The following is a 25,461-nucleotide window of genomic DNA, read 5'->3' as shown; positions in this document are numbered from 1 at the left end:
ACTGTCGAACCATTACAGAAATAAATAGTTGTTCTTATATGTCATGGCAAATATGTCACTAGTTCGCGATCTAATTTAATTTTTTTGCGTTCACCTCTTTCGCCTTTAATAGTATAAAAATCCATTAATAGCTCTCCAACAGTATCTTTAATTTTCTTGTTTATTCGTGATAGTACGATATCTCTATCTTGCTCAAATGGATTTATTAAATTTGAAATTGATTGGTTAATAGCGTCGTTTTCGGTATGATTGCAGAACGTAGAATAAGATGCTGTCAACTCATTTCGGAAGTCTTGTAATTCATTTAAAATCAAACCTTCAGGATATTTTAGAAACAATAGAAATAATGCTTTTTCTTTCGGATTTAATCTTAATTCAAGACCTCCTAAATCGGCAAAGAATATTTTTTTAGTACGGCCTTTTATTTCTAATATACTAGGTTTATGCAAAAGTACGGACCGACCTCGAAAGGTCATACTCTTTCTTATTCCATCTAAAATATCAAAAAATTGTTGCGAAAGTAAAATTGAAACATCTCGTGCTACAAAATGAGTCATGCACGTAGGACACACATCTGCTGTGCGCATTTTTAAAATAATTTGAGATTTATCTTTGCAAAAATCCATAATACAACCAATTGGGGTGTTATGAATGTTCTTTAAAATTGCATCATTATCTGCAAACATAAAATAGCGCATTACCCAAATAATAACTTCATAGGCAATAGGAAATCGTATATCTATTCCGTTTCCAAAGAAGTGCTCCCAATTAGAAGTTTGAATAAAATAGTTTTTCATAGATGGTGAAACGGAGCCAAACCAATTTTTATCATTAGCGATGTCGGTGAGAAGAACGACTATTTCTCCATCTGGAATATTTTTTAACCTTCGATAATTGTCGCATTCGGTAAAAAGTTGTTTCCATGTTTTTGTTTTCTCTTTAAATGGAAATGAAATTTTAGACTCTTTAACCATGTTAATATGAGAAAAAGAAACTGACTTTTTATGTTCAAAAGAGTCCTTATTAAGCCATAATTTCTCCTCAATAAAATCTTCAGAAAATCCATCTTCATTCCCGCTCGAAACGAATTGTAAAGGTCCGCGGTATTGTTGTAATAATTGCAAAACATTACTGTAGGTTTCTTGGCTGAATTCGGGCGAACGCAAAAGATGGATTTTCATTAGACTAAACTACTATTTATTATTTAATTTCTGCGGTCTTTATTTTTTATAAAATCCAAAAAATTCCTTTTCGTTGTGCCAGATTCCTTGCTTTTTGAATATAAATGCATGCCTTCACTAACATCATTCATCATCTTATTCATGTCGCTTTTGTTGAAAGACACTACATTTTCTGCTTTAATATTGAGCATTTTGGAGGTGTGCATCGCATCAATATCTGCTCCTAAAAAGGTGAAAGTCCATTTTTCTGTAGCTTCTAATTGTGCAATTGTTGCAGCAATTTGGTGGAACGTAAATTCTCTACTTGCATTTTCCATTCCGTCAGTAAGAATTACCATCACCACGCTCATTTCATCGTTTAAAATCGCACTTTCATTACTGATTCTGATTTGATTTATAGAAGTTCCAATAGCATCTAGTAATGCCGTTGTTCCAGATGGTAAGTATTGATTATACGACAGCGGTTTAAAGTTACTAACTCCGACATGGGTTAAAATATGATCTATTTCATGATCAAATATCGTAAGTGACACTTCGATTTTTTGCTCTGAAAATTCATTTTGCAGCCTTTTAATTGTTTCTAACTGTGCATTGAATCCATGTAAAGTTGTTTCTCTGCAGTCGTTCATCGAACCACTTTTGTCTAAAACGAAATGGTAAAGTGTTTTTTTGTTTTTCATGATATATTTGTTTAGAATTATAGTACAAATGTATCACGACGGTTTGCGAAAGAGAATTTCTTGCAAGCTTGCAGAAGATGATTCTAGGTAATTTATATACTGGTCGAATTGAAGGTAACTTGATTTTTGTTTAATTAAGTTGTGAAAAATTGCGTGAACGATATGAAATCATTTTGATACAAGAGGTAAAACCGCTTAAAAATTGAATTTAATCGTAAAACTAACGTAAAGCTGACGAATCTTATAGAACCATTTCTATTTCCTCCTAGGTTGTGACAAATAAAATATTTCCAAAAGAAGAAAATTTGAAAAGCAGTGTTACAAGTTGAAGGATTTATGCATTTATGAACAGCAATAAGATTATTAGTATTAAACGGTACAGCATTGATTACTTAATAATAATAATAATAATAATAATTCAGATGTAGCTAGTCTAATAAAAATCTAGAAAATGAGTTTTACCGTAATAGGGAATGAGAAGTTTAGATAAAATATTTATAGAATTTTAGGGTTTGGGGCAATTGAAATTAAGATCAGGCTTTAAATAATCGACTAAATCGAAATAGTCTATAACTTTAAATAGATATTCTTAAAATTTTTCCGATCGAATTTTTCTCGAATTTTAAAATTTATTTTTAACTATATAAACTTAAAGTTTCATTTAACCTCCTTTTAATCTCTTCTTGTAGAATCTTAGGTTGCAAAATTTTTACGTGTGCCCCAATTGACAATAATTCCATTATGAAATCATAGGTTAGGTGAATTAGCAATTCAACTCGCAATTCAGTTTCATTATCAATTATTGTTTTTTGAGAATGATGTAGAGGGAAAGATTTTATAAACTTTCCTTGCTTTTGCGAAAATGATAAAATTACTTTTTCGGGAATTTCATTTTCTTTTGTTACGATTCCAAAACTATGTTGAAAGGCGGATTTGGCATCGTAATTTGATGTACGTACAAAAGTATTCTCTAAAACTTTTAAATCTGAAATTCGGTCAAGTCCGAAAGTCTTAATTATATTATCTTTCTTGTCTTTCGCTATCAAATACCAGCGGAAGCGCGCTTCCTTTAACGCAATTGGCTGAACCTGTTTTAGATGTTTTTCCTCCTCTTCTGTCCAATATTTTTCATGTGTAAATTGGACTTCGTGTTTTTTCTTAATCGCAGACAAAAGAGTATAAATGTGTTCTAAACCTAGCGGCTTTCGTTTTTCCACAATGATTTCATTTTCAAATTGATTGGAGAGATTTAGAACGTTAAACACTTCAAAGCTTTCCATTAATCTGTCATGTTTTTCTGAATCTTCATCTGAGTTTTCAACGATTTCGTAAACGTCTTTTGCACGATTTTTACGAATTTTGATGCCAAATAAGGATTCGATTTCTTTTAAGTCGCGTTGAAATGTTCGCAGTTCCACTTCAAAATTTTCCTCTTCAATTATGGATTGTTCTTGCAAGTATTTTTTAATTATATCAAAAGAAGACGGCTTTCGACGAACGAGATTAATAATTAGTGAATATCGTTTTATAAATCTTTGTTTAGACATACAATTGATTTTTGTTTGGCTATAAAAGTAACCATTTTGAATTTCTTTAATTTTTTTCTTTTATATCCCAATTGACTTCGCCTAAATCAATCATTCCAAGCATTTCAACTTCTACCCATGAGGAAAGATTTCCATCTACAGAACACAATCGAATTTCAAAACCCGAAAAACTTTCGGAATTTATACTTAAAGCTGTACCTCTTTTCAGATGTGTAATCATTTTACCGTGCTGCTTTTCGGTAAGCTCTATAATTAGTTGCTTCATCTTATAATCTGTTATACTTGCTTCATATAAATCTTTAATGGCTTGAATTCCATTTTCTTTTATTTTTCGAGCACCAATTCCGGCAAAATTAGTTTCAGTAATGGTAGGAACCTTTTTCAAAACATTAAATTTTGATTTTCCATAAGACCATTTATACCAAGCATCTTGTTCTTGGTCAAAGACATACACGTCTTTTCTATTGTCAATCGCCATTTGAACCGCCCAACCCGTTCCGCCCGCGACGTATTCTAGACCGGGTCTTTTACAAATTTCGCTAATGGCAAAGACCTGATTTGAGTTTTTTATTTGTTGCCAATTCCTTGAAAGTAAAGGCATAAACTTATTATACGTTTTTCGTTTTAAGGTTTTTGCAGCAATTTCTATTCTATTAATTCCTTCTTGAAAATCAGATTCGCTAATTTCTACTTTATTTTTGCTTTTATGAGAAGCTGTTTTGTAAGAATAAGCTTTGGTCAAAACGCCATATTTTTCTCCAATTTTCTCAAAATATGTATCGGCACCAGTCGCGCCACCTGAATGACAAATAAATTGTTTTTTGTCTTTAATCGTTGAATTCATAATTATACCTTTTTAATACTTCAAAGGTATTTTGGATGACGTCGTGTGATGACGTTTTCAGATAATGTGTAGATTTATTGGTGTGTTTTTGATTAAGCGGGATTGTTTATACATTCTTTACTATCTAATACCTTCAATCTGTGTAATATGTACAAATTCGGACTTATAAATTTATTCTCTCTTCTAAACACTTCTTTGTCTACTTCCATTAAAAATTTATCATACAAAAAAGTTGCAACAGCACCGCTGCGCGAAATTCCGGCTGAACAATGAATTATAAATGCTGATTTATCTTTATGCTGATTTATGAAATATACAATTCGTTTAAGTTCCGAGTCAGACGGTTTTAGATATTGTAGCTTTCCTTTCTCAACTATATCTTCCTCGATATCCCACATTTTCACTTGCAAGAAATTCTCAATTGCTGTGTTATATTTTGTTTCCGTACTATCGCAGTCTAAAATAGAAATAAACGCACCGAAACTGTAGTATTTAAAAAGCTCGTCGTTAAAGTGTTCGTCAAAAATCATTTTTGGTAAGGCACGAATTTGTTTCATTATAGATATCTATTGATTAATTATTTTAAAATGATTTTTATCAGAAAACAGCTTTCCCCTGTTCCTTGTATTTTTCCCTCATCATCAGTTGCTAAAATTTTATTGTACTAAATTCTGTGTAATAAGTGATCAACGGCTTACAATTTTCAGAATTAATGACAGCAGTTATTTTCGAATTTCTCTCTACAATAAACCTAGTTATATTTCAAAACTATTTTGAGAAGTTATTAATGTGTCTTTCTTATTGCATGTAATAAGCTGATTTTCATAGATTAAATTTTGTAATATTCTTTTATTTTGGAAATTAATTAATTTGAACTCTAAATCTTCTATTTTAAATTGGTTTAACCGTTTAATTTCAAAACTTCCAAAAAGTCCAATTTCCATTTGTTCTACATAAATACTAGCCGGTAATGTTTCAGGAATATCCTTCACTGAAACCGTAAAGAGCGGAAAAAGTAATAATGAGTTATCTAATTCATTCATTATAAGTTTCTGAACCTTTTTTCCTCCGTACCAAATTTCAATTTGATTCTTATTGTTATTAAACAATCCTTCTAAATTAAATCCACTTGTATCTTCAAAAGATTTAATTTTTTTGTCATTTAGATAATGATAAAAAAATGGATCAATAATGGCTTCAAATAATGGTTTACGAAGTTTCTCTGCTGTTTTCAACCAGAACATCTTTTCGTCTGCATTCAACAGAATCTGCTTTAGTTTCCAAGTCTCACCGATAAGATTTATTTTGAGATTATTATTTACATTTTTCATGAGTAATAATTGTTTTTAAAAGCGTTTTTGAAATTAGATTTCTTCAAACGGCCCAATAGGATTTCCATCCATATCGTATCTCAATGTGGTAACTGCATTTTGTGGAATCTCAAAAAATGGACTACTTTCTAAACTTTCCGTAAATGGAAATCCACGTTTACTAATGCAATTATAAGTTGCACCTTCATACAAATACAGTATCTCTCCTTTTAGAAAGTCACGTTGAAGCCATTTGCATTCGGAAATAAGGACGTCTCGGGTTAGTATGTATTTCATGGTTATCATTTATTAAATTTTTGTAATGTGAGGTTATGTTTATGATTAGAAACCGATTTTTGTCGAGGTATTTTTCTCACTCCATTTTTCATTTTCACAGAACGAATTAATTTTACTAAAATCTACTTTTGTGCCTAAAACTACTTCTTCCATAACGTATTTTCTTGCTATGTTTTCCATTTCGCCACCGGAAAAATTGAACTTTGTAGCCAAAAATTCGGACTCTTTCTTTGTCAGTATAGGAAGTTTTGCTCTCCAAATTTTAGCTGCGTTTTCAGTGCTTGGCACCTCGAATTGTATTTTAAACAAAAACCTTCTCTCAAAAGCGGGATCAATATTCTTGATCAAGTTAGAAGTGGCAAACATAATTCCGTCAAAGTTTTCTAATTCTTCTAGTAGGATATTTTGGATCGCATTTTCTGTATCGGAAGTTGAAGAGGAGCCTGCGTTTTTTCTTTTGCCAATTACTGCATCAGCTTCATTAAAAAGCAGGATTGGACAAATTTTTTCTTGTTTTTTGTATTCGTAATAGTCCGTAAAAATCTTCTTAACTAATTTCTGACTTTCGCCAAACCACATTGACTTTGTGTCCGCGATTTCAACTTTAAAAATCGCACGGTTGTATTTTTTAGCCAGTTGGTAAACGGTTTCGGTTTTTCCAGTTCCTGGCGCTCCATACAATAGTGCGGTTAAGCCCTTTGGCATGCTACTTTCCTGTAGACGTTTTTGCAAATCCGTAAAGGAGCGATGCGGCATACTTTTCAAAAGAGGCTCCAGTTGTTTTTGTTCGGAAAGGTTATAGTGCAAACTTTTTTTCTGAATTTTCTCTGCATATACTAATTTGTTATTAACACTAGACCCGCTGCTTATGCTAATCCCTTCCATATCAAGTAAGTATTTCAAAGCTTTTTTCGTTAATTGAATCCGATGTTTGTTTGCAAATTGCGTGTTATCCTTTTCAATTAAATTCAGTGTATTTAACTTTGTTTTTCCTTCTAAAAAAGTAGTGATGTACCGAAAAGTATCTGATTCTCGTGCGGTATAATCTCCGACGGTACTTTCTAAACTTGAATGAAAATCATTTGTTCCAAAGGTCATGGCGTCAATAATCACATCGAAGAAAATGAAGGAATCAATGAGTTCCAATTTTTCTATGACAAATTGAACAAGCTTATATTTTCGGTTTTTAGTAAGCAACTGGCGAAATTGATTGACAAAATAAATATGCCGAATTTCTTCGTTGTCTTTCTTCACACTTAACTTATCTAAATCACTTAAAAACTCGAAAAAGGAATCTACTTTAGTTTGAATTTCAATCAAGTGCCTAGGAATAGGTTTATTTTCGATAATATAATCAACAACGTGTTTGCCAACGACATAATCTTCTCTAATGTAGTTCCGATTCGTTGTTCGTTCTAGAATATTTTTGTCTACTAAGAATTGTACTTGGCTCACATAGGGAAGAAATTCAATTTTTTTCATTCCTAAGTAGGTAATTACCTCACTAGGTTCTACTTCCTCAAAACACGAGAGACTAAAAAATGTGGCTAGAAGTATACTTTGGATTTCATCAATTTGAAAATAGTGCGAAATCTGTTTGATCTCGTTGGTAACATCATGGAAGACTTTCAAATCTAAATTTGACTTCTCCGAAATGAAATACACTTTTTCTAATGCTTTTAAAATGGTTGTTTGGTTCTTTTCCATGACTTTGCTTTTATTAGTATGGAACAAAAATAAAACGACACCCCGTCAAGGTGTGTCGCTGTGAAATTAATTTTTAGAATTATATCTATTTCGCTTAAGTTTCTAAATTTTATTGCCAAAGATTAAAAATAGTATCAGGATTTAATCTGTGAAAATTAGTGCAATCTGTGTCATTTTTTAAATAGGTCTTGGAAAATTTAAGTCTGAAAATCGAACTGTTTCAGCTTATCTATTTAAATGTCTCAAATACAATTCTGCACATGCTTTTGCGTCACTTAATGCATCATGATGGTTTAAAGGAATGTTGTGTTCTTGGCAACAATTGGCTAGATTAGATTTGTAAATTTTATACGTGCAAAACTTATTATATTCTGGCGTTTGCATTCCATAATATTCCAATGTTTTGCTTAAAACAGGAAAGTCAAATCCAAAACCGTTATGTGCGATGATATTTTGATTTTCGATGTAAGGCGCCATTTGATTCCAAATTTGGTTAAAGGTTGGCGATTTGATGGTGTCTTTCGCTTTAATTCCGTGAATAGCGGTAAATTGTGCCCAATAATAATTGTCAGGCGGTTGCACCAAAATATTGAGTTCTTTAGTAATCACTCCATTTTCAACCCGTATTAATCCTACTTGACAAATGCTCCAACGGTAGCCTTGTGCGGTTTCAAAATCTATAGCTGTAAATGTGTGCATCTTATTTGTACAATTTAGTCATGGCTTTTATCTTATTTTTCACATCTGTTTGAAAACCTAATGGTTCTTCGACTTTTACCAATTCTCCGTATTTCAGAATTTCCATCATCAAATCGTGAGTGGGATGCATAAAATATTCGAATCTGCAAATAGTTTCATTTTCAAAAATCACTCTTTGAGAAGCGTGCAAAGGAAGTGATTTAATGTATTTGGATTGGAAGAGATCAACTGCTAATATGATTTTAGTTGCTGGTTCATAGGTTTCTACGCCAAAGGCATGTTGATAATTTTCAGCTGTATCAAATGTAATCGATCTAAATATTTTAGAAGTAAAGTCTAAACTTTTAATTCGATCCAATCCAAAATTTCTAAAATCATTTTTTACCGTATCGAAGGCAATTAAGTACCAACGGTTTTGCGATTCCTTTACGGCAATAGGGTGGAGGGTTCTTACTTCGGGTTCTTCTTTCCAAAAGCTGTGGTGTGTAATGTTGATTTCAAAATTATTGTCAATGGAATACAGCAAACCGTTGATAAATTCCGTTCCTTTATTACCTCGTTTTTCTAAAATGAGTTTGCTCGAAACTTGGTTTGAAAAATTCAACGCACTTAAAGTTTCAAAAGCCTCTAAAATACGTTCAAATGGTTTTTCTTCCACTTCTTCACTAATCTCATACCAACGTTCTTTTTTATTGTAGGTAATCTCAATACCATAAATGGAATTGATGTCGCTAAAATCGCGTTGAAGCGTGCGCTTTGAAATGCTGAAATTATCACCTGTTACTTCCTGCTCTTGAATCAAAAAGTCTTTAATTTCATCATAAGTCGATGGCTTGGCTTTTAGTCTTCTCGCAATTAATAAGTGCCTCTGTATGTATTCTCTTTTCGCCATCGCTTATAATTTAAAGTCAAATGTAATGGGTGTGAATGACATACTGTGTCGTTGTGTTATAATTTTTGATTAACGAATAATCTCTATGAACTAAACCATACAACAATTCAATCCAAAATGGAGGCGTTTGAATTGTTTTATCTTTACTTATGCTACAAGAAAAAAATATTTTACAAATTGAGTAATAGAGTTTTTCTTTTTTTAATACTAGGAGAAACCAAACTGTTGTACTCTCTTAATTAACTCTATACTATCTTTTTTATCAATTTGATCAGAAACATATCGCTCTCCGTTCCAAAACAAATTTAAACTTTTAGATAAAGATGATAGATCATTTTTTGTATCTTCAAAACTAATATCTCTTCTAAAAACTTCCAATTTGTATTGTAGATTACTACAATATACGATATCGACTACTATATTAAATTCAGTATTATAAAATACAGAACATGTTCCATCTCTGTCATAATAAGTAAGTTTCCATTTAGTAGAATCCCAAAATGGTGCAGATCGCATATCGAGATACATTCTATATGACATAAGGTTTGCATAAGCTCCACTCATTGCCTTTCCGCTTAACAAAAACCATCCTTTCGGAGAGTGCCATTGAATATTTTTTTTATGACAAAACTGCAGTAATTCAGGTATTTTAACAAACTCATCCCATTCCTTATTTGGATCGTTTTCTAAAATCATTTTTTGTAATTGTATATCCATATCGGATGCGTGAATTAATTCTTTTAAAAAGTTCCCGAATTTTGCCTCGTTATCTTTAATTAAAGTTTGCCAGTCTGAGGACTCCCAACAGAACGAAGTATTTGTATTTCCTTTAAATATTCTTGGAAAACCATCTAAATTTCTAGTAAGTAATGCTCTTCTAGTTATATCCAATTCAGAATATTTCAGAGTATCGTGGAACAAATAACCGAATACTCTAAAAAACTCATTAAATTGGTAAAAATCAAAGGTGTTATCTGTAGTAGCCCAATTTAGTAAAGCTATTATTTCTCCTCTCAAGATATTATGTTCTTCTGCTTTCCAAAAAGTATTCTCTATTTCAATTCTTTTTTCAGGATGTTGTAAATATAAATTGAACTTGGTTTTTTCTTCATCAGTAAGAATTTGATTTGATACTGTAGTTAACTTCACTATTTCAGCAATGTCATCAGTAGGCATGTTATAGATCAAATTAATTGCTTCAGGCAATGAAGGCCCCATAGCTCTTGATACGTTTTCTATTCTTGAAAGGTTTTTGAAGAAAGTTTTTATTCTACTTACTTTTCGGTGGTTCTCTTTGCCAAATCGTTTGATATATGCTATAACGGGCAATAATCTAAACCAGTCAATTTGATTATTACTGTTACCGTTTTTGTCATTTTTACTTGGAGCCAACCAGTCTAGTTTAGTTTTAAATAAAGTAGTATCCTCAAATAAATATTTGACTATTTTAAAGTAAGCATCTACATCCGTATACTTCAAATTAATGTCAAATTCAAAGTAACCTGTTTCCTGAATTTTTATAAAACAGTCTTTATCCTTAGTGGTTAAAAGGGTAATCCATCTTAAAAACTCTCTTAAACCATTATCTGCAGTATCATTCTTTTTTTCGCCAGAACCTATTCTATTTTTCCAAAACCAAGTTTCCCATTCTTCCCACTTCTCACTACAAATTTCATGATTTTCAATGTCGTGAGCATCAATAAAGAGCGGCTTTAAATTTTCAGTTGCAGTAAGCGGTTCTCCAGTGGTATTAATCACAACAAATGTTTCTTCACCTGCTGCTCTCGTGCCCAAGTCATAATAAATAAATGACAAACCATTAATAATACGTTCCCCAAAATTAAGAATATTAACAACATTGATTTCTTCCTCAATTGTCGTTAATGCACTAATCATACTTTGAATACTTGGATCAAGATCATAGTCTTTAAAATACCAAGTCTGTGATTTAATATCAACAACTTTTAAATGATTTTTAGCGATAAAAAAATTACATACTAAATCACTTAAAAAATATAGTGAACTTTCACGAATAGAATACTGAAGGTAAGGATCTTTATCATCTTTCTCTAGCTCAAAAATGGATATCAATTGATTTTGAAAGGCATTATTACTTTTTTTGTTTATCAAGCCTAATAGCAAAAATAATGTGGTAATGCGTTGTTGCCCATCACAAAGTTGAATATGTCCTACCGGAGCTTCATAACCATATATGAGTCCTAAGCTTAAATCTGATTTATCATTATCCCTAATGTTTCTAACAAAATCTCGAACTAAATTTTTATCAATCGTTATTGTACCCCAACAATAATCTCTTTGAAGATCAGGAATAATAACTACATTATCTTTTGAAAAAAGTTTATGCAATGTACATACCTCACCAGTAACTAAGCTATAGTATTCCATAATAAGTTTTAATTTCAGTTATCATTTTTTTTTTGTTGATTTGAATATCTTTAGCCTTCCATTTTTCTTGTGCAAATACAGAGATGGTATGCAATAAATGACGGCTACGGAATGGTTTGGTTGGAGTAAAATCAAAATAATATGCTTTTTTATCATTAAAATCTTTCGCACCAAAGCTTGAATTTTCATTACCGTAAAGAAGCACCAAATTGCCAATACAATGTTCGCTACCAATTCCAGCAAAATCCTCTTGATTAAGAAAGGTGTCATTGATATCACTATGGCTAATTTCTTTATTTGCACCATTTTTTAATATACCGTCTTCCATACGGTACACTTTAGATTTCGGATAAATGTGTTCTAATGATTTCTCATTCCAAATTGAAAAGTCAAATTTTCTACCAAGCTTATTGTCTTCTTCAACATTTAATCTAAGTAACTGAATAAATGCTTGGTTTTTATGTTCCGGATATAAATTATCATTTTCTATTACCGATAATAATTCATCTTTTTTAATTTGAATTAAATCAGCCGTACTAGTATCAGTTTTCTTAAATACATTTTCTATCTGTGAAAAATTTAAACCCAAATAAACTAGTTTTAAGAATTCGTCTATGTCTGTACTATTTTCTTTCGCAAAGTAGGATTGAATAAACTTTTTACGGTCATCAGAACTAAACAATGTTTGTATCGCTCCCACTTTATTGTGAAGTCTTTTCTCTGCATCTAGTTCATCAAAGCTATTAAAAACATCTTCAAATTTTTTCTGAAGTTGACGCAATTTATAAAATGCTTCTTTAGTAAGTAAAGTGTTATCACCTCCTCTTAAAAAATTATCTCTAAAATTTTCGTAATTAAAAACTAGTTTGGTTGGTGTCGAATAAAAGAAAGTTTCAACAAGTAATCCCATAACATTTGATGTGTGGTAGAATTTTTTTACGTCCTCTTTATTCCACCAATACAACCATTTGTCCCACTCCCTTGCATATTTACTTCTAGTAAGATTTTCATTCCATCTCAATGCTTCTAACGCTTTTGGATCAACTCCAAATTCATTAATTCCTCTATTGGAAACTAATCGTAACATTTCAGCCTTGATGACTTCTTCCGCTTTCATTTCGGCTTTATTACCGTTCATCATTTTAAAGATTGTTGTAGCTCTCTCTTTTTGAATATTGATATAGAGAAATTTCACTTTCTCGTCATTTATCAAAAATTTAATTAAAGTTTCTTTGTCTTCATCCTTAAGATTTTCATGAATGATTCTCATTGACTTTTTGAAATAATAAATATCTTGATACTGTTCTTCAGTATTTTCTAGACAATTATTTAAGATTTCATCAGTACTCATGATTTTTAATGAATCAAGGAAGTGCTGAGATTGTATCCTAATCGGATAATCGATAGTGAAATCACCTTGGAACCCCAAATATTGCAAGAGTAAGTAAAAAGCTGTGGTACGTTGTTGACCATCTATTAATTCGATTTCAGTTGTGCTTTCTGAAACAGTTACGCCTTGAAGAAATAAATCAGTATTGTTTTTAAAACAGTTCACAATACTCTCCATTAGAAATTGAACAGAATTTTTTTGCGAGTCTCTTGACTTGCCCCAAACATACCCTCTTTGATAATAAGGAATACGAAAAGGTTTACCTTTTTCTAAGTATGTTTTCAATGAAATTAATGGACTCTCCATGTGTGTTATTTTAGCTATTAAGTTATACAGTCTACTTTAATTCCTATTTTGATTATGTAATTTTCTCAACTATTAATAATTCGTTTATTCCAGGAAGTCATAGAATTCACTATTCTCAATTGCAACCTTTTCTTTATCTAAAAATTTTTCAGCTAATAAAGTAATCACATCAAGTTTTTCATTTTGCTTATTAATTCTTAGTATTTTTTTTATCCAGTTCATTTATTTTATTAAATAGTTCTCTGTCGATTAAATATTGTATGTTTTAATTGTAAGCATAAATTATTTTAATTTCATTTGTAATTTTATTAATAATCTAATTTCGATATAATTAGATAACCAATCGACCACTTAAATTTGCTTCACAATTTGGATCATTTATTACAAAATCATTAAACGACTTCATCAAAATCCCATTTGAAATATTTAAATAATCATTAAAATCATCTAAAACATCCTCTTCAAATTCAGCATAACTTCTGCTATTTTTTTTACATATTTTATGATGTTTTAAAAAAATTCGCTCATTCCATGTTTTAGAATGTTTCGAAATTATTGCTTTGTATCTAGTTTCAATATCAAATACATCTTTCCATGTCTCTTTGCAATCTTCGTAGGCTAGGTTTGTAGTATTTACTTCTAGTTGCCATTGTGTTGGATCTTTTAAATCTATGTTAGGCGAAACTATGTTAAGATTAATAGTATGATTATTCTCATTTGAATATGGATAATAAAAACGTCGTTGTGGTGTAGCTACATTTTCATAAACTAAATCTTTTTGATTTTTATTTTTAGAGTTACACCTATGGCACATTGGAAATAGGTTATTAAAATTTATTGATATAAAAGGGTACTGTGATTTTAATAAATAATGGTCATAGTCATCTCTACCGTCATCGTGCTCACATAATAAGGATTCTAAACCACAAAATGGGCAAACTAAAAACTCATTAATTTCCCGAAACCTATTAAAATGTTGCTTAACAGTTCCACAAGAATTTACAACCGTTTTATAACCAAGTATTTTTCTGTCGCCCCAAAGTTCGTCATACAAATTTTTTACTTTACTTGAAATTATAATAGGTAATTGTGAATATTTTACAGGTGTACTTGTTGCGTTTGAAAGCGCTATAATATCATTATTTATATTGTAGGCATCTTTAACGGTTTGTTGTTCTAGAGGTGTTGTCAAACCAATGTAAGTGTTAAAAATCGCTTCTAACTTATCATCAATTTGTGTTTTGTATGCATTAACAATTTCTTGAAAATCAGGATGAATTAAATACGCATGAGAATATGCTGTTTGAGTATCATCAAACATTCTAGTAAAAAAGAAATCTAAATAGTTATGTAGATTTTCTATTGGATGTGGTGATATCGGTCGGTAGAAGTATAGCATTATTCTCCTCTTTTTTCTAGTTCATCTTTTATGTTTCTTAGTTTGCTGAATAAGTCAAATTTTTCAACAGAATCACCAAAATCTTTATTTAATCGTTCCACAACATTTCTCAATTCATCAGTTGTTGTAATTTTCTCGACCATGTCTTTCAATTCTCTTTTTGCCATTTCTGAAATTCCTTCCGATTTTTCGAAAATTTCATCTAAAATAATAGAGACAGAAGAGCCGTAAACTTGAAATTCTGGATTTGTAAATTGAACTAAACCATTAACTTTTTCAAATTTATAAACATCTTGACTAAAAGAATCTGAAATAACAAATGGTGAGTGCGTTGTGAGTATCAATTCTTGATTTCTAACTTTCGTTATATTTCCTTCCCTATCATATGAATTAGCGGCTGCAAGATTTAAGGTTTTTATAAATTTTGCTCTCCACTGAGGATTAAAATGGGTATCTGGTTCATCCATTAAAAACAAGCATCCCTCGTCTTGCATCATTACAACCGTTCCAACTACTTCGTTGAATTGGTGTTCTCCATCGGATAATGATTTATAATAGATGTCTTTTTCGGATTTACCTTTCTCTATAATCTTGCTAATTACTATTTTTTCAATTCTAAACACCATTCGTGATGGATCTGGTTTAGGCATTTCGTCTGAAATGTTTAAAGTTTTATTAGCATTAAGTATTTGTCTTCTTGTAGTTGAGTTGACCAAATATAAATTGAAAATTTCTAGTTCATAAAACACCTTGAATAAGCTAAAGGCATTTCTAAAATGAAATTGAAAAGTGTCTTTTATAGCATCATTTATTGAAAAATCTAATATTAATAGATTGTATTTACCCAATTTTTTTTCTTTCCAAAGAGAAGCACAACATTTTAATTTTTCTATATTTTCAGCAATGCTTTCACTTACAGGTAAAACTTTTTTAAATAAATCATCCGTGTTCAGTGTAATTCGAAACGAAACTAAATTTTCAATTTGAAGTACTTTCTTTAAAATGTTAGCTTTCTTTTTTTCACCTAACAGCATGTTTGCTATGAAGATGGAAAAATTAGCATTATAATCTAAAAAAAACAACCTGTGGTTTTCTGCTAATTCTTCTCCTTTTTCGATTTTACCTTTGTTTTCAAAGGCTTTAAAATAGTGGTATTTTAATTTGTAATATGGATTACTCATTAACTCATTTTGACCTGAGGTGTAAGCTATAATTTTCTTTGGCAATAATAAATTACTTTTTAAAACAGTTCTATCCGATTTTTTAGAATCAATATTTCTAATAGAAAATTCAGGATTCTTGCCCAAAGGTTTTGAGATTTTAATCTGAATTTGATTTTTATTTAAAAACTCAGATACGATTTTTTGCAACTCAGACTTTTCTAAATCATCAATTTCTTTATAGTATTTAACTTCAAAATCTTCTTTTTGTAAACCTGTTATTTTGGAATTATTATTTATAAAATCCTCGATTAAATAGTTGATATCATCTTCAAATATTTCTTTAATATCTTCTACAGTTTTTGTCAAAAAATATTCAATTTCAAACCCGAAATTCTTACTACTTTTTTCTTCATCGCTTACTGTATCTAAATGGTAAATTTCCAAGAAGTAGAAAATCTCTGAAAATAGTTCTAAAAAGTTAGATTTACCGCTACCATTTAAACCAGCAAACACTTTTGTAGATAGTCTATCTTGTCTAAATGACACATTAAACTCATAAAGTTTGTTTGCAGCAAGACTCCTGAAATTATCGCCTAATATTTTTACACTCTTTATTTTCATTCTACTACTTTAAAATATATACCTGAGCGTAATTCCTTTTCTTTATCTTTTATTACTTCGTAGTCTTCACTACGCAACTTTAATTGTACATTCTCACTTACTGCATCGTAAAAAAACTGCTCTAGTTTAATGAATTGATTTTCGCCTTTTAAGGCTGAAAAAACAAATGATTTTATATCATCCGCTTCATTTAATTTTGGATTGGTTTTTAATTCCTCAGATGAATGATAATTAGAAAAAGTAACTCGCTCATTTTCTAAGAAATGCATTAGTATTTCGCTATTGAAATGATGTTCTGAATATTCTTCTTTTATCCAATTAGCAACCATTTCAAAATTAACTTCTTCCCATGTTAGTTTTGTCTTAAACTGCTCTTTTTTTTCTTGATTGAGCTGGCTTGTTAGTGACTTAATTCCATCGAACGATTTTATTGCCAATGCTAACTGTTCCGGAATTTTATTTAAATTTTGAAAAGGTTCGATTGACTTGTTTATGTTTTCAATTTGCTTATATAAAGCTTTTGGTATTATTTTATTAGCCAAATCAAGTCTTTTTTGAATATCAGCCGTTTGTTTTATAAAGTGCTGCATTGATTTGGTAAGTTTAGTTTCTAAACTAATATCTAAACCGCTTTCTGCTTCAATTTTCTGTTCTATTTCTCTTATTTGTACACTAACATCTAGTTTGTTTAAATCTAATTCTCCTTTAAATGCTTTTTGACTTAATGAACCAAACAAATTTTCTAATTCTTCTAAACTCAAGTTATATTGTTCCTTAACTATTTCTGCTTTTTCAACTATTAAAGCATATTTGTTTTGAAGTTTTATTGGCGGGTTTATAAGAGAAACCTTTTTTAGTTGATTAATTGGTAGTTGTGGTTGTGCTGAACCAGAGGTAAAACTTTTAAAAATATTTTGAACAGATTCATTAATTAATAAGCGATGGGAGAATAAAATATTGGAAGTTTTAGGTCTTAAAATTGCCATTTGAGCATTAATAAAACCCGTTTCATATTTAGGATTATTAAATATAACTACATTTCCAATTGATCCTCTAAGAGTAATAATTAAATCATTTATTTTTAGCTTACCTTTTGTTAACTTATCAAATTTATCTAGTGTTATAAAATTAGTTTTATCAAATTTTAATTCATTCTTTTTAAAATTTGAAGTATTTAAAAATAAAACTCCTTCATTTACTAATTCATTTTGACTTGGATAATTTTTACCTCTATCCCCATCTTCAATTTTAAAGAAATCATCAAAAGTCAATTTTTCCCATCTTTTATTGTTAAGTAATGGATCTCCAAACATATCCAAAAAAGTACTTCTTAGAAATTTATCTAACAAATCAATACTTTCTTTTCGTTGTTTTATTAAATTTTCTGTTTTGCTTAAAACTTCTCCAATACGTATTTGGTCAACAAGTTTTTCTGGAAAAGGAATTTCGAATTTTTCAAATGCAGATTTAGACAATTCTTTAAAAGTTGTTCCTGTACCTAAATTATTTAATTGTCTGTATTGGTTTTTTAAATAATAATACACGTATAGAGAGCTATACTTATTATTAAGCACAATACTTTTAAATCCTTGATTAGTACAAACATCAATATCTGCAATTGCAACTAAACCAATTGGAGCTCTTGATGTAAATAAAATACTTCCTTTTGGTAACATTGTGGCTGAACATGATTTAAAACCTCGCTCAGTTATATTTCTTTCTGTACTTTTTAGATATTTAGTATCAAGTTGGTTTATTTCCTTCGGTGTGACCCATGCAATGTTTCCATTCCAATACTCATCAGTATTTGTCTTTGGTGTTGCTCCTGAATATACAGTACCAATATCTTTAATTTTCTTTTTAATCATTAGAATAATTTTTCTAATTTTTGAATACTACTAACAATTTCTTTTTCTAGATCAGCTAATTTTTCTAATATCACTTTAGGTTTATCAAATGTGATTTCTTCATAAACTTCCTCTTTGTATTTGCTTAAACTTAAATCATAGTCGTTGTCTATAAGTTCTTGTTTAGGTACAAAGAAATGTTGCTGGCTACGATCCGTTTCTTTTTTAGGATTTCTTTTTTTGTACTTATCAATTATTACATGTAAATCTTCAAAGTCTCTATCTCCATTAGGTAAGAATTTTTCAGCTCTTTTGTCGTCTAAACTTAAGCCATCACCTTGCATTTCATAAAACCAAACGTCTTTAGTTTCGCCTCCTTTGGTGAACAATAAAATAGCTGAAGTTACTCCTGCATAAGGTTTAAACACACCACTCGGCATTGTAATTACTGCTTTTAATTCGCATTTATCTAGCAATAATTTTCTAACTGTAATAAATGCATTACTGCTACCAAATAAAACACCTTGTGGTACAACTACTCCAGCGGTTCCACCCATTCGAAGCATTTTATATATACGCTCTAAAAATAACAATTCACTCTTGGTAGATGAAACGGTAAAGCTTGGGTTTAAATCTCCTTTGTCCATACTACCCGCAAAAGGAGGATTTGCCATTACTATATCGTAAAAATTATCTTCATTGTAATTTTTACTTAACGTGTCTTTATAGTCAATTTTAGGTTGGGTTATGCCGTGCATCATTAAGTTCATTAACCCAATACGAATCATGGTTGGGTCAATATCAAAACCAAAAAATGTTTCTTCGTTCAGCATTTTTTTAGCTTGTTCGTCTACCAACTTATCCGCAAGTGTTCCTCTTTCAAAGCCGTTATCGTCTTTTTGTTTGTAATCTTCACTTGTAAATTCTGTAATAATGTATTTGTAAGCTGCTAAAAGGAAGCCAGCTGTTCCACTTGCTGGGTCGGCAATTTTATGTCCTAATTTTGGTTCAACTAATTCGGTAATTAATTCTATGATATGCGTAGGTGTTCTAAATTGTCCGTTTTTACCAGAACTGCGTAACGAATCTAAAAGAAATTCATAGAAATCTCCTTGTGCATCGATAAATCGGTTTTCTTTTTCTAGTTCCTTGTATATTTCATCAATGGTTTTAACGGCTTCTGTTAACATTCTACCACTAGGAATCAAGAAGGCAGCATTAGCCATGTGCTTTGTAAAAAACGAATTAGCATCATCTAATTGTTTTATAAATGGAAACACCCTGCTTTGTATGTGTAGTAACATATCATCACTAGGCATGTTTTTAAAAAAGCTCCAACGCAGTGTTTCTTTTTCAACTGCATTTTTTTCGTCCTTTTCATCTACACCTGGAGGAAAATATTTTCCAGAAAAAACGGATTTAAATTCTTCGCCCAAAAAATCAGCATTGCTCATTTTTCGTTTGTCGGTTTCGTCTAATTGCTTCATGAAAAGCAAATAGGTTATTTGTTCAATTGCGTTTAATGGATTAGAAATTCCACCACTCCAAAATTTATCCCAGAGTGCTGCAACTTTACTTTTTAATATTGGTGTTAACATTTTTATTAATCGTTTTTATATTTTTTATAATTGGTGGGATTCGTCCAAAACTCAAAACATTTTGCAATTTGGTTATTTTCCCATTCTTTGTCTGCTTTTAATTCTTGCCATGGAATACCTAATAAATCTTCACAGAGTTTGTAGAAACCATCACCTTGTTCCCTTAGTTTATCTTTATGCGTTATTAGGCTGCTTAATAAAGGTCTTCCTTTTTCGTGTTCGTGAATTGATATGTCTCCTAGCCATTCTCCAATTAAAGCCCTGTCTGATGCATCATTAAAATTCAGGTTTAATAGTAACTGTTCGTTTAATTGCGAATAAGTCCATGTAGTTCTTAATCGAGCTAATTCTATCAATTTTGTTCTGATTCCTTTATCCATTATGCTGCTAATTTTTCTATAAATACTATTATCTCATTAATTTCAGCATTTGAAAAAACACCTCGAATTCCATCTGGATGAATTCTAGTGAATGGAGCACTTATTAAATCTCTCTTCTCAACATCACCTTTTTCAATTAGAAATGATTTTAAAAGATTTAAAAATTCTAATTGACGACTGTTTAAATAACTGTGTTGATATATGAATACATCAAAAGATTTTGAGACCGTTTCAGGAAAAGCTTCTAATAACTCAATACCTAAAATGTGCTTTATGAATTGAACTAATTGTGCTTTTCGATGGTTGTAAACTCTTCTCAACAAATCTACTGTAATAAAAGGTTTTTCGTTATGTAAATCATCCGCTAATTGTTTCGCTTCATCTTCGGTAATATCATTTCCCGTTTTTAGTTTTTGCAATAAAGGATTTGCTTTAACTAATTCGTTTACTTTTTGCTCTACCATTTCACGGTATTTTGCAATACTTAGCGACTCATTCTCTGGACCAAATTCAACGTATTCTTTACTATGTAATGCATCTTTAAAATTATATTTGGCAGTTCCTAAAGGCACTACTAAACTTTCTCGGAAATACATTAATGGACATAACTTTTGAATTAATTCATCAAAATCTGTTTCTTTTATTTTTGACCAATAGTGATTCGTTTGCGTTTGTCTAATTAACTTTTCTTCTTTAGCAACAGTATTTACAGTTAAAGGTAACTCTGAAATTTCTTCTATTATACTGTCTTTTAATGCTTCAAACTTATCTTTTTCCTCTGCTAAATGAGCTAATGAAACCTCAACAATATCTTTTTCAAAACGCATTGCTTTAAAATCAACATTAGAAATTGTTCTTAAAAGAGGTTTTACTACATTTCTCAAAAAATCAATTTTGTCCTGCGTTAATGAAATCCAGAAATTTTCATCATCTAATCTTTGGAGCTCATGTTTGGCATCTAAAATAACCACTGAATTTTGTGGTAAATTTTCAATTTGTTTGCGAAGTTTTAGAATTTCATTTTTATAAATGTCGTTTTTATTTAGTTCCATCGCTTTCTCAATTTTATTTAAACGAATACCAAACAAACGAACTGGCAACGGAATTTGAGATTTAATTTCTTTTCCTTTTGGATTCAATTTGAAATAATCAAAATTATCCCAACAATCCAAAATTAAAAAATTACTTTTTTCGGTACACCACGGTTTCATTTTACTTGTTTCTAGTAATCGAGTACCACGACCAATCATTTGCCAAAATTTAGTGTATGAATAGACCGGCTTTGCGAATACTAAATTTACTAATTCACGCACATCAATACCCGTATCTAGCATATCCACACTAATAGCAATTCTTGGCATGTCTTGATTTGTAAATTGATCTAATAAACCTCCTTTGCCATAAACTCTTGGATCATCACTAACAAGAACTTTTGCTAATTCTCCATTATATTCTGGATAAAGGGCGTCAAATACTTCTTCCATTCTTCTAGCATGAGCTTTTGTCATACAGAAGAAAATAGTTTTACCAGGTAGTACTCCATTAGCATCTTTGATTGATTCTTCCATGAATTCACGAACGATCAAAGCATTTGTTCCTTTATTGGAAACTTTCTTTTCTAAATCAGTTCCTTCAAAATTGATTTCTTCAATTTCTTTTCCTTCAAAAATTAATTTCTTTTGGTCTTCTAATGAAACTGTTCTTTTACTAATACCATCTTCTTGAAATTTTGTTTTAATCTTCATTACCTGAAAATTACTCAAGTAAGGAGGTATATTGTTTACTGCTTCTTCGTAAGTGTAAGCGAATGTTGGTAAACCGTCTTCACATTCAAAAAGCTGGAAAGTATTATGATCTACTACATCTGTTGGAGTAGCTGTTAGCCCTAATGTTATTGTGTTGAAATAATCTAAAATTTCACCATACGTATTGTAAATACTTCTGTGACTTTCATCTATAATAATTAAATCAAAAAAATGAGGAGACAATGATTTTTCTTCGCTTCTAATAATATTGAGCATCGTTGGATAAGTAGAAATATATATCCTTCTGTCAGCTGAAATTTCTTTTTCACCTTGATTAGGCCATCTTGGTTCGTTTGGTAAATGTTCTTTAAAAGCTTCGAGTGCTTGGTCTCTCAATGCAATTCTATCCACCAAAAACAAAACACGTTCTGCCCAACCCGATTTCATAAGAGCTTCAACCAAAGCTATACATGTTCGTGTTTTACCAGTTCCAGTTGCCATTATTAGTAAAAACTTACGTCTTCTTTTTTCAATAGCTTCCATAACAGCTCTAATGGCTGCTATTTGATAATCTCTTCCTGCAATTTTTGTATTGATTAATTCACCAACTAAAGATTTTCGGGCTTTTTTTATGTATTGGTATCTTTCCAAATCTTCGCGAGTTGGAAACCCATATACTTTTTTTGGAGGATAGTTTTCTAAATCCCAGTAATAAATGTCATGACCATTTGTATAAAAACAAAATGGAAGTTGACCTGTGTCTTTTTGAATGTTGTAACAATATTGCTTGGCTTGCTCTCGACCTATAGCAGCATCAACCGATGACTTTTTTGCTTCAATAACTGCTAACGGTTTACCATCTTTACCTAATAAAACATAATCGCTATATTGATGTACAGCGTAAGGAGTTGAATCTTCTCTTACTAAATTTACATCAATAATAATATCGAACTCTTCCACTACTTGAGTTCTATCCTTGACATTCCAACCCGCTTGTTTAAGTCGGATATCAATGATTTCTTTGCGAGTATGTTTTTCGTTTTTCAAAAATGATTATTAAATGGCTGTTAGTATTTCATAGAACTATATAGTTATAGTATCTTGTAAAACTATAATTATTTTTATAAATAACCTATACAATATGTTAACATCTATTACAAATAATACGCATTTTTAAAGAATAATGAATATCTAACAATTACCTTGGTTAAATGTAATTTTATTGAAAATTGAATAATAATGATCTGGACTATAAATAATTATTATAATAGAACAGAAATTAAAAGAATATGGGAAACCCATTCGAAATAATCCTAAAAAAATTAGAGATTTACAGCGGTCGATAGAAGAACTTAAAATTACAATCACACAAAGTAAAAATGTTTCTAACGATATATTCGATGTTGTAGAATTAGGAAATTATATTAAACTGAGCTTTCTTAAAATTTGCAGTTTAGTTCATAAAATTAAATTGCCGCAATATAAAAAGAGTAAAATATTATATTTCCGCAAAGATGAAATGATTATGAGTTGGAAGGATAAAATAGGACAAAAGTGAAATTAAATGATATCAATGACGAACACTAAAAAAAAACCACTATAAGTTTTCAACAAAAATCGCTGTCAACGGAAATGTCAACGGAAAATAAAAAAGCCTTATAATCAACAGATTACAAGGCTAAAAGTGGAGTCGGGGAGAGTCGAACTCCCGTCCAAACAAGCAACTAAAAAGCTTTCTACACGCTTATTTCCTGATTGGATTTTCGTCATCTTGCGAGGCCAGAAACAGCCACAAGACGCTTATCTTCTTTAATTTTCGTAACAATCCCAAAGCTTAATTGTTCTTAGGTCTATTTTTACGATTTACCTGTATCGACCGCCACAAACCAAAGCTATCGAGGTAAATCCTGCTTTCCTATCTAATAGGAACTAGGCTAATCTTACTATAATTCAGATTATGCAGCAAGAGCGTAGTTTCCTTCGCCGTGTATGTTGGTGTACATTTGGATTTACGAGCAAAAAGTACAATGCTCGACGTGCTTACAGTTCAATTCGACTTGCTGTCAAAACCAGTCGACCCCAAGTTGTATGTATTCCCTACCTTATAACAAAAAGTAGACCACAAAATTACAATTAAATTTATATTAAAACGGCAAATCATCTTTTTTTAATTTCAACGGATAATCTCCGAACAAAGTTGCCAAATAAAATGATTTATAAGTCATCGTAGTGTACTTATTTGACAATGCAATTATGATCACATTTTCATCTCTTAAATCAACGTACGATGTGGTATTGCCATGCCACCAGCCGTTGTGGTAAAACAATTGTTTGCCATCGTTCCATTCCATCATTCGAATACCTAATCCGTAATTACGCGTTCCTTTTCTTTCATAACTGTAGCCTTTAAAAACTTCTTTTATCAATTTAGGAGTCAAATAATTATCAGCAGCTACTGCTTGTTGGAATTTCAGTAAATCCCGTGGCGTAGAATAAATATTTTTATCGCCATAAACGGTTTCTAAATGATTCAATTCGTGAAATCTGTAATTTCCTTTATACGATTGACTCTCATTCTTGTATTCTTTTTCATAGTCGATAACAAAAGTATGGTCCATTTTTAAAGGCTCGAAAATGATTTTTTTCATCGCTACTCGGTAATTTAAACCTGTAATTTTTTCTATTACGAGTGCTAACATCGCATAATTCGTATTGCAATAAGCAAAATGTTTATCGGTTTTAAAATCTAATGGTGCTTTATATTTAATAAAAACATCTAGAATATCTTGATTGGTGACTTGATTTTTTTGATCCCAAATTTTTCTGTCGTCAAAAAAGTAGGCGTAGTTGGTCAATCCACTTCTGTGATTTAAAAGTGTTCTTACGGTTATTTCTGGATAGGGAAAGGATTTCAAAATCGTATTTACCTTTTGATCCAACTCTATTTTTCCGCCATTTACTAAAACCATAATTGCAGCAGCAGTAATCCGCTTACTTACGGATGCCAAATGAATTGGGGTGTTGACATCAATTTCTTTTTTAGTTTTGAAATTGCTGTAACCTGCATAGCGTTCAAAAATGATTTGGCCGTCTTTTGCAACTAACAAACCACCGCTAACGTCATTTTTGTCCCAGTACTTTTTGTAAAACAAATCAATTTTGTGTCTGTTTTCTTTGATGTAATTTTCACTTAATTTTTTTTGCATTTCTGCATTGGGATGAATATGCGGAAACGTATCTTTTACGGTTTCAGTGTCTTTTGAAGTCGACAATTTATCATCTTTGCAAGATGTAAAGCAAATAAATAAAAGAAAAACGGAACTATATAAAACGGTTGTGAATCTATTCATGGAAGTAAAAAAAATACGAAAATGGCAAATATAAATAAACCTGTAGTTTTACGAACGCTATTTTAGAAAACATTAGGGGTTAGCCGTTGTTAAATAAGG

At 30.7% G+C, this 25,461-nt stretch carries 20 protein-coding genes and 1 other RNA gene; all 21 read right to left on the bottom strand.

Annotated elements, in window-relative coordinates; genetic code table 11:
- Positions 1 to 41 precede the first annotated feature (41 nt).
- The 21 genes from YWA_RS15410 to YWA_RS0111365 all read right to left on the bottom strand — a co-directional run bounded on the left by YWA_RS15410 (position 42) and on the right by YWA_RS0111365 (position 25,362).
- Positions 42 to 1,181 (bottom strand): hypothetical protein, encoded by a 1,140-nt coding sequence (locus YWA_RS15410; RefSeq protein ID WP_022828651.1) that lies wholly within the window; start codon positions 1,179 to 1,181, stop codon positions 42 to 44.
- 23 nt (positions 1,182 to 1,204) lie between these two features.
- Complete coding sequence (locus YWA_RS15025) at positions 1,205 to 1,861, bottom strand: VWA domain-containing protein (protein WP_022828650.1); 657 nt, start codon at positions 1,859 to 1,861, stop codon at positions 1,205 to 1,207.
- A gap of 635 nt (positions 1,862 to 2,496) precedes the next feature.
- On the bottom strand, positions 2,497 to 3,408 hold the full coding sequence (locus tag YWA_RS0111450; protein ID WP_022828649.1) for a helix-turn-helix transcriptional regulator: 912 nt from the start codon (positions 3,406 to 3,408) through the stop codon (positions 2,497 to 2,499).
- A 46-nt stretch (positions 3,409 to 3,454) separates the two neighbouring features.
- Positions 3,455 to 4,252 (bottom strand): hypothetical protein, encoded by a 798-nt coding sequence (locus YWA_RS0111445; RefSeq protein WP_022828648.1) that lies wholly within the window; start codon positions 4,250 to 4,252, stop codon positions 3,455 to 3,457.
- Positions 4,253 to 4,344: 92 nt separating this feature from the next.
- Positions 4,345 to 4,809 (bottom strand): protein-tyrosine phosphatase family protein, encoded by a 465-nt coding sequence (locus tag YWA_RS0111440; protein WP_022828647.1) that lies wholly within the window; start codon positions 4,807 to 4,809, stop codon positions 4,345 to 4,347.
- Between the two features lie 198 nt (positions 4,810 to 5,007).
- On the bottom strand, positions 5,008 to 5,583 hold the full coding sequence (locus tag YWA_RS0111435) for a hypothetical protein (RefSeq protein WP_022828646.1): 576 nt from the start codon (positions 5,581 to 5,583) through the stop codon (positions 5,008 to 5,010).
- A 33-nt stretch (positions 5,584 to 5,616) separates the two neighbouring features.
- Positions 5,617 to 5,859 carry a hypothetical protein gene (locus YWA_RS0111430; RefSeq protein ID WP_040472186.1) on the bottom strand — a complete coding sequence of 81 codons (243 nt, stop codon included), beginning with the start codon at positions 5,857 to 5,859 and terminating at the stop codon, positions 5,617 to 5,619.
- Between the two features lie 45 nt (positions 5,860 to 5,904).
- Positions 5,905 to 7,566, bottom strand: a complete 1,662-nt coding sequence (locus tag YWA_RS15405; protein WP_022828644.1) for an ATP-binding protein — start codon at positions 7,564 to 7,566, stop codon at positions 5,905 to 5,907.
- Between the two features lie 225 nt (positions 7,567 to 7,791).
- Entirely contained in the window at positions 7,792 to 8,265 is a 474-nt protein-coding gene (locus YWA_RS0111420) for a 3'-5' exonuclease (protein WP_022828643.1), read from the bottom strand.
- A gap of 1 nt (position 8,266) precedes the next feature.
- Positions 8,267 to 9,157, bottom strand: coding sequence for a helix-turn-helix transcriptional regulator (locus YWA_RS0111415; protein WP_022828642.1), 891 nt, complete (start codon positions 9,155 to 9,157; stop codon positions 8,267 to 8,269).
- Between the two features lie 207 nt (positions 9,158 to 9,364).
- Positions 9,365 to 11,563, bottom strand: a complete 2,199-nt coding sequence (locus YWA_RS0111410) for a DUF262 domain-containing protein (RefSeq protein WP_022828641.1) — start codon at positions 11,561 to 11,563, stop codon at positions 9,365 to 9,367.
- Positions 11,550 to 13,259 carry a DUF262 domain-containing protein gene (locus YWA_RS0111405; RefSeq protein ID WP_022828640.1) on the bottom strand — a complete coding sequence of 570 codons (1,710 nt, stop codon included), beginning with the start codon at positions 13,257 to 13,259 and terminating at the stop codon, positions 11,550 to 11,552. The genes YWA_RS0111410 and YWA_RS0111405 overlap by 14 nt, the downstream gene beginning before the upstream one ends.
- Positions 13,260 to 13,343: 84 nt before the next feature.
- Positions 13,344 to 13,481, bottom strand: a complete 138-nt coding sequence (locus tag YWA_RS15690; protein ID WP_022828639.1) for a hypothetical protein — start codon at positions 13,479 to 13,481, stop codon at positions 13,344 to 13,346.
- Between the two features lie 109 nt (positions 13,482 to 13,590).
- Positions 13,591 to 14,580, bottom strand: a complete 990-nt coding sequence (locus YWA_RS15400; RefSeq protein WP_022828638.1) for a hypothetical protein — start codon at positions 14,578 to 14,580, stop codon at positions 13,591 to 13,593.
- Positions 14,581 to 14,657: 77 nt separating this feature from the next.
- Positions 14,658 to 16,442 carry a restriction system-associated AAA family ATPase gene (locus YWA_RS0111390; protein ID WP_022828637.1) on the bottom strand — a complete coding sequence of 595 codons (1,785 nt, stop codon included), beginning with the start codon at positions 16,440 to 16,442 and terminating at the stop codon, positions 14,658 to 14,660.
- Complete coding sequence (locus tag YWA_RS15395) at positions 16,439 to 18,310, bottom strand: restriction endonuclease subunit S (protein WP_022828636.1); 1,872 nt, start codon at positions 18,308 to 18,310, stop codon at positions 16,439 to 16,441. The genes YWA_RS0111390 and YWA_RS15395 overlap by 4 nt, the downstream gene beginning before the upstream one ends.
- Positions 18,310 to 19,887: a class I SAM-dependent DNA methyltransferase gene (locus tag YWA_RS0111380; protein ID WP_022828635.1), complete on the bottom strand. Its 1,578-nt coding sequence runs from the start codon at positions 19,885 to 19,887 to the stop codon at positions 18,310 to 18,312. The genes YWA_RS15395 and YWA_RS0111380 overlap by 1 nt, the downstream gene beginning before the upstream one ends.
- Positions 19,888 to 19,892: 5 nt before the next feature.
- Positions 19,893 to 20,267, bottom strand: a complete 375-nt coding sequence (locus YWA_RS0111375) for a hypothetical protein (RefSeq protein WP_022828634.1) — start codon at positions 20,265 to 20,267, stop codon at positions 19,893 to 19,895.
- Entirely contained in the window at positions 20,267 to 23,059 is a 2,793-nt protein-coding gene (locus YWA_RS0111370) for a type I restriction endonuclease subunit R (RefSeq protein WP_022828633.1), read from the bottom strand. Before YWA_RS0111370 ends, YWA_RS0111375 begins: the two co-directional genes overlap by 1 nt.
- 635 nt (positions 23,060 to 23,694) lie before the next feature.
- Positions 23,695 to 24,093: a transfer-messenger RNA gene (gene ssrA, locus YWA_RS15565) on the bottom strand.
- Positions 24,094 to 24,156: 63 nt separating this feature from the next.
- Positions 24,157 to 25,362, bottom strand: coding sequence for a serine hydrolase domain-containing protein (locus YWA_RS0111365; protein ID WP_022828632.1), 1,206 nt, complete (start codon positions 25,360 to 25,362; stop codon positions 24,157 to 24,159).
- Positions 25,363 to 25,461 lie beyond the last annotated feature (99 nt).

Origin of the sequence: Flavobacterium antarcticum DSM 19726 (assembly GCF_000419685.1) — a bacterium.
Lineage (GTDB): Bacteria > Bacteroidota > Bacteroidia > Flavobacteriales > Flavobacteriaceae > Flavobacterium > Flavobacterium antarcticum.
This window is presented reverse-complemented; position numbering and strand designations above follow the sequence as displayed.